General features: G+C 58.6%; 8 protein-coding genes and 1 tRNA gene. 6 read left to right on the top strand and 3 right to left on the bottom strand.

All coding sequences use genetic code 11. The features are described from left to right. Both O2807_10805 and O2807_10800 read left to right on the top strand, forming a co-directional pair. A partial coding sequence (locus tag O2807_10805; protein MDA1000986.1) for a carbohydrate ABC transporter permease occupies window positions 1-668 on the top strand: 668 nt, incomplete at its 5' end. 28 nt (window positions 669-696) lie between these two features. Continuing rightward, on the top strand, window positions 697-1050 hold the full coding sequence (locus O2807_10800) for a tyrosine-type recombinase/integrase (GenBank protein ID MDA1000985.1): 354 nt from the start codon (window positions 697-699) through the stop codon (window positions 1048-1050). An 82-nt stretch (window positions 1051-1132) separates the two neighbouring features. On the opposite strand, the gene O2807_10795 is transcribed toward O2807_10800, so the two are convergent. Continuing rightward, window positions 1133-1208: transfer RNA gene (locus tag O2807_10795), tRNA-Val, on the bottom strand. 136 nt (window positions 1209-1344) lie between these two features. On the opposite strand from O2807_10795, the gene O2807_10790 reads away from it, so the two are divergent. Then, window positions 1345-1602, top strand: coding sequence for a hypothetical protein (locus O2807_10790; GenBank protein ID MDA1000984.1), 258 nt, complete (start codon window positions 1345-1347; stop codon window positions 1600-1602). A 48-nt stretch (window positions 1603-1650) separates the two neighbouring features. Here the strand turns inward: O2807_10790 and O2807_10785 are convergent, their stop codons facing one another. Continuing rightward, entirely contained in the window at window positions 1651-2772 is a 1122-nt protein-coding gene (locus tag O2807_10785) for an aminopeptidase (protein MDA1000983.1), read from the bottom strand. A gap of 231 nt (window positions 2773-3003) precedes the next feature. Between O2807_10785 and O2807_10780 the strand changes: the two genes are divergently transcribed. Together O2807_10780 and O2807_10775 are read left to right on the top strand one after the other, a co-directional pair. Next, window positions 3004-3348, top strand: coding sequence for a hypothetical protein (locus O2807_10780; protein MDA1000982.1), 345 nt, complete (start codon window positions 3004-3006; stop codon window positions 3346-3348). A gap of 175 nt (window positions 3349-3523) precedes the next feature. Beyond that, on the top strand, window positions 3524-3910 hold the full coding sequence (locus O2807_10775; protein ID MDA1000981.1) for a VOC family protein: 387 nt from the start codon (window positions 3524-3526) through the stop codon (window positions 3908-3910). Window positions 3911-3979: 69 nt separating this feature from the next. Here O2807_10775 and O2807_10770 read toward each other — a convergent pair whose 3' ends face one another. Beyond that, on the bottom strand, window positions 3980-4792 hold the full coding sequence (locus O2807_10770) for a YdcF family protein (protein MDA1000980.1): 813 nt from the start codon (window positions 4790-4792) through the stop codon (window positions 3980-3982). A 240-nt stretch (window positions 4793-5032) separates the two neighbouring features. Between O2807_10770 and O2807_10765 the strand changes: the two genes are divergently transcribed. Then, window positions 5033-5981 (top strand): Hpt domain-containing protein (locus tag O2807_10765; protein ID MDA1000979.1); only part of this gene is annotated, 949 nt, incomplete at its 3' end.

The raw sequence follows: 5981 nt of genomic DNA, 5'->3' as shown, positions 1-5981 counted from the left end.
ACAATTCCGGCGGGATGGGCAAGTCCATGCAGAAGCCTTTCGAGGCGATGAAGAACAGCCTCATCCTCTCCCTGGTTTCCACCGCCATCTCCGTCGCGTTCGGCACCTGCCTGGCCTACGGCGTCTCGCGCTTCCAGATTCTTTCGGAAAAAAGGATGTTCCACCTCCTTATGTTCCGGATGGTTCCTCCGATCGTGATCGCCGCCCCGGTCTCTATCTATTTCAGCCACCTCGGGCTGGTGGATACGCTGACCGGGCTGTCCATCATGTACATCGTCTCGACGCTTCCCTACGCCGTCTGGATGGCGAAAAGCTTTATTGACGACATCCCGCTCGAGCTCGAACACGCGGCCGCCATCCTCGGCGCGGGAAGATTCCGCACGATCTGGGAGATCATCTTCCCGCTCGTCCGCTCGGGGGTGATGGCCACCTTCTTGTTCATCATGATCCTGACCTGGAGCGAATATTTGCTGGCGCTGATTCTTTCCAAGACCGAGGTGGTGACGCTCCCGATCCAGCTCAACAAATTCGAAGGCTCATCGGAGGGGCGCTTCTACGGCCGGCAGGCCGCCCTTTCGGTGGGCATCACCATCCCGCTCATCTTCATCGGCCTCCTGATCCGCAAGCACCTCGTCCGCGGCCTCACGTTCGGGATGGTGAAGAAGTAGAAGGGCAAGCAATCTACTCTGGCAATTCTTGTGGTGGAGATGGGATTTTAGGCCCGTTCGAATTTTTGGACAGGACGCCATCGGCGATTTCCGCAAAACCTGGAAGGCAGCCTGCAAGGCGGCGGGCCTGGAGGGACGCATTCCCTACGACCTCAGGCGGACGGCCATCCGGGATATGGTGCGGGCGGGCGTCTCACAGAATGTCGCCATGCAGATTTCCGGCCACAGGACGGCGGCCGTTTTCCGGCGCTATGACATTGTGGACGCCGACGACCTCCGGGACGCCATGCGGAAGCGGGATGCCTACCTCTCCGCCCTGCCCGCCGAGCGCAAGGTGGTGAACATCGAGGAGGCCCGGGCGTCCGGCGAAAAAAATTTATGAGAGAACAGGGACAAAACAAGCACAATTTCAGGAAAAGCGAAAAAAACGAACCAGCTGAATTCCTGCAATCCATTGAATTCCTTGGTGGGCGGGACAGGGTTCGAACCTGCGACCTATGCCTTGTAAGGGCACCGCTCTTCCAGCTGAGCTACCCGCCCGGTGAGGGAGAAAATACCACTCCGGCGCGATGGGCACCATCCCCGCGGCGGTGCGGGGAGGCCCCTCCCCCTTTATTCCTCGGGACGCAGGATCGGCCGGAAGAAAAAGAGCGCCGCCAGGGCTGCGATCGCGCCCGTGAGGAACGCGATCAGCGACTCGTGGTGGATGCTGCGCCAGGGCGATGATGCGGGCAATTTCGTCGCCCTTCGCGTCCCGGACGCCGGCCCGCATCGAGACGGTGACGCCGTGGTCCACCTCGCCGCCCGGATTCTCTTTTCCCCCGGTTTCCCCAAAAAAATGGCCGGACCCGTCGTAGACGCCGAGCCCGTCCAGCCCGAGGGCGGCGCGGCCAGAATGAAAACGACGCAAAACAGCACCCGGCACCCTATGTGATAGACAGAAGTAGCGTTTTCCATTCCTCCACTTCATTGTGGAGAGCGATCAGACGAGGATTTTACCTTTTTTCATGAACAGCTTTCCATCCACCCACATCTCGCCCTTCCCCCGCAGATCGCACACCATGTCCCAGTGCAGCGCCGAGTCGTTGCGCGAGCCGCTCTCGGGATAGCCCTTGCCGAGGGCGATGTGGATCGTTCCGCCGATCTTCTCGTCAAAGAGAATGTTCTTCGTGTACTGCTGGATGCCGGAATTGAGGCCGATGGCGAACTCACCGGCGCGGGCGGCGCCCGGGTCCATCCCGATCATGGTGCGCAGGAATTTTTCGTTCTTCTCCGCCGTGGCCTTGACCACTTTCCCTTTCTCGAAGGTCAATTCCACGCCGTCCACCTCGCGGCCCGAGAGGCAGGCCGGAAAGCTGTAGCGGATGGTGCCGTCGATCTTCCGCTCCTGCGGGCCGGTGAAGATCTCCCCGTCGGGAAAATTATGGTGGCCGGCGCAGTTGATGAACTTCCGGCCCGCGATGCCGACGCGCAGGTCGGTGCCGGGAGCAGCAATCTCGACCACTTTCCTTCCCTTGAGGTAGCGGATGATCTCCCTCTGGCGCTTCTCCATCTGCTTCCATTTTTCGATGCCGCCCGGCCGGTGGGCATGGCAGGCACTGAAGACAAAATCCGAATATCCTGTGAGCGACATCTCGGCGTCCTGGGCATAGGCTTCGGTGGGGAATAGCGTGAGCGTCCACCGCAGGCCCTTCTTGCCGCCCTTGTCGTACTGGGCGGCCCGCCGCATGAAGGTCTGCATGATCGGCCGTCTCGCCTGGGAGGCGCGCGCCTGCTTCTTTGGGTCCACGCCCGTCAACCGGCGCGTATTGGTCTCCGAGAGGATGCTCACGAGCACGTCAACCTTTTCGACCTCGAATGTCGAGATCGGGGAGAGATAGGCCAACTGCTCCCGGTTCGCCCGCTCGTAAAAAATCTCATCAAGGCCCGGCAGCCCGACATGGGTGTAGGGAAAAGCCCCCAGCTCCAGGCAACGGGCGTAGAGGGAGCGGATCAAGGGAGCGGCCTCGGTCCCGCCCCGGATACACACCAGATCCCCGCGCTTCACCCGGGCCGAATAGCGGGAGATGGTTTCGGCCATTCTTTCGATGCGAACATCTTCCATCTAAAGCGCCCCTTTCTGTCAAAGCACCATTACCCATTGATTTTAATGCATGAGCCGGCCCGAAACATGGAAAAATAAAAAATGACGCCGGTTCCCCGAAAAGGATATAATAAGGATTATAGTTCACATCCACATATTCCTCGCACTGGACATCCGCATTCTCTCATCGGCCCTGCAGGGAGAAATTTATAGAATTATTGGTCGAATTATAAAACCAAAGGGGGGAGCCCAATGGCACCCAGAAAATTCAAAATCCGGAAATACAAGCCCTACCTGATGCGCTACGTTCATGGCAGCGACCCGAACTACGAACCCGTTCTCCGGGATATCCTCGACCACGAACACGATGTCTACGACGAACTGACGAAAAATGAGAAGACGTTTCAGCGGGGCGAACGAAGGGCGAATTCCTGGGAGGTCGTCTTCCGGGAATTGACCGATGTCCTCTCACCCTTCCAGGTGGAACAGCTTTTTGAACGGCTTTTGAAGGATTTCGGGGAAACCTGCAAGATGTTCCACGAAATGGCCGAGACCCAGAAGCTCATCGAGAACGACGAAGGGGGGCAGAGCGGATAGCGCCGACCGGTTTACACAGGCTGCGCGATGTCCGCGATATCCACGCCCTTGCCGGAGGCTCCCGGTTCGTTTTTCCGGGAAATCCCGACGGGGGATTTTTTCGCGTGCTATTTCCGAACGTCTCACCACTCGAGAGATTTTCCGTTTCAAAATTTTTCATGGTAAGGGGAGGTTCATGGCAGTTTACCGCTACGACCACATTCATTTTCGAAGCGAGGACCCGCACGCGGCGCGGAAATTCTGGGAAGAGATGTTCGGCGCCAAAGTGACGCAAGAGCGCGAATTGGGCGGCGCCCCGTCTTTCAACTTCGACCTGAACGGCATGGCCTTCATCGTTTCCGGGAAGGCCAAGGGAGAAGACCCGGCGCCGACGGGATCCGACCCGAGATACGGACTCGATCACTTCGGACTGCTGGTGGAAAACATGGATGCGGCGGCCGCCGATCTGCGGAAGAAGGGCACGGAATTCATCTGCGAGCCCTGGGAGCTTCGCCCGGGAGTGAAGATCGCCTTCATCAAGGGGCCGGACAACATCAGCATCGAACTGGCCGAGCGAAAATAAACACGGACGCCAACGAAGACCTTCGCACCAGGCGCTGGAGCAGGATCAGTACCTTGGCGCTTTTGCGTCTTATTCCCCTGCCCGGATAAATCCCCGGACACGGTAGTACAGCCACCCGATGTATTCGTGGACACCTCTCTGGAAAAAAGTCCAACGGCCGATGTAGTCGTGAAACTTTCTCCCGCTGTTGGTGGGGGCGGGCGTCACCTCGATTCCCTGGCTCCGGAAAGTATCGCGGGCCCGGCGCATGTGGACCGGATCGGTGACGAGCAAAATCCGGCTGATCCGGCGCTCCTTCAAAATGCGCGATGTAAAGTGGGCGTTTTCCGCCGTATTCCGGGAGCGATCCTCGAGCACCATCGCCGAGCGCGGAACGCCGAGGGTTTCCGCGAACTGCGCCATGGCCGCCGCCTCGCTCTGCCGGCTGGGCCTCGGCAAGCCGGAGCTGAACAACAACAGCGGCACCTTCCCCTCGTGGTACAGGCGGACGCCCCGGACCACCCGCCGGATGGTGCTCTCGGTCGGCGTGCCGTCCCGGTAGACCCCGCCGCCCAGGACGACAGCGGCTCCTGCGGAATCGGCTCTTTCCTCGGGAATCAAGATGGGCTGGATGAGAAAATATGACCCGCCGCCGAACGACACCAGCAGAAACAGAGCGCCGATGACGGCGGAAAACGAGCGGGCGAACCGGAACAGAAAACCACCCCGCGTACCCCAAAATCCGCAAATCAAATAAACGGCCCCTATCCAGGCAAAAGCCTGTTTAATGACACGCCCCAAACCGTGGGGCAGCCGCATTTGATCCAGAAGAAGATATATCACCACAACAAGAACAAAAACGGCGAGAAACCGCATCCGCTTCGGCCACCGGGATTCCTTCAAGAACGGCCTCCTCACTGAAACATCCGATTCTTCCAGAAACAACAATCCTGCCATCGCCTACCGCATCAAATCTCTCTCTCGGCCGTTTGGCGAATGAAAATTTGCGACAAAACGATCAATTCAAAATAATCCAATAAAATCAACCGTTTTTCGGCATATTCCCGTTGACACGCCCCACCCGCAAAACCAAAATGGATTGTGGAATTTCAGTCCTTTTTCTCAGTGCAGAGAACAGACCAAATGCCATCGTCCGAAGAAACCCAAGCCGCCCTCTACGAAGAGATCCATTCCATCGCGCAAACAATGCAGGGGATAGACCCGTCTCTTCAGGACAAACCGTCCCTGGTCGATGTGATCTCCCGGGCCGGACACATCCAAGCGGTGCTCGCCCCCCATGGGCCATCCGGTCTTTCCACGTGCGCCGATTGGCTGGACAAGATGTTGACCGCCGCACTTCTCGATCAATTTGATGAAGTGCCCAAAGGCATCGCGCTGCTGGACGCGCTTATCGGATGGATGGAAAACAAGCTCTCCCCCGGGGCCGTGGGCGCGCCGCCCCCTCTTCAGGACTTGATCGCCCAGGCCGCCGCACTGCTCCATATCCCTGTGCCGGAACAGGGCCCGGAACCGGAACAGGGGGATGTCTCCGAAAATGATCTGGATCAGCTGGAAAACGCCATCGCGGATATCTACCGAAACGAATCACCGCAAGCGCAATCCGGCCCGCCGCCGGAGGACCATCCCGCCCCGGAGCCGGGTGGCGACCATGCCGTGGAGGCCGACCCGCCCCGCGAAAACCTGGAGCCCGAAGTACTCGACTTCGCCGGTACCATGTTCGATGAAAGCCTGATTTACGACTTCATCGACGAGGCGGAAACACACCTGGAAAAAATCGAGCCGGAAATTTTAAATCTCGAAACCGACCCCGAAAACACCTCTTTGGTGGATGAAATTTTCAGACCGGTACACAGCATCAAGGGCAGCGCCGGTTTTTTGGGGGTGAAAGTCCTGGAAGGGTTCGCCAACGAAGTCGAAAATCTTTTGGATGCCGCCCGGAAGGGAACCATCCCCGTATCGGGCAGCATGGCCCAGACCTTCCTGGAAGCCTTCGACGTCATCAAAACCATGCTGTCGCAGCTTCGCACGGTATCGGATTGGCACTTCTCCGGCGAGGCGGGAGGTTCTCTTC

The sequence above is a fragment of the bacterium genome (assembly GCA_027622355.1).
Taxonomy (GTDB): Bacteria; UBA8248; UBA8248; order UBA8248; family UBA8248; genus JAQBZT01.
This window is presented reverse-complemented; position numbering and strand designations above follow the sequence as displayed.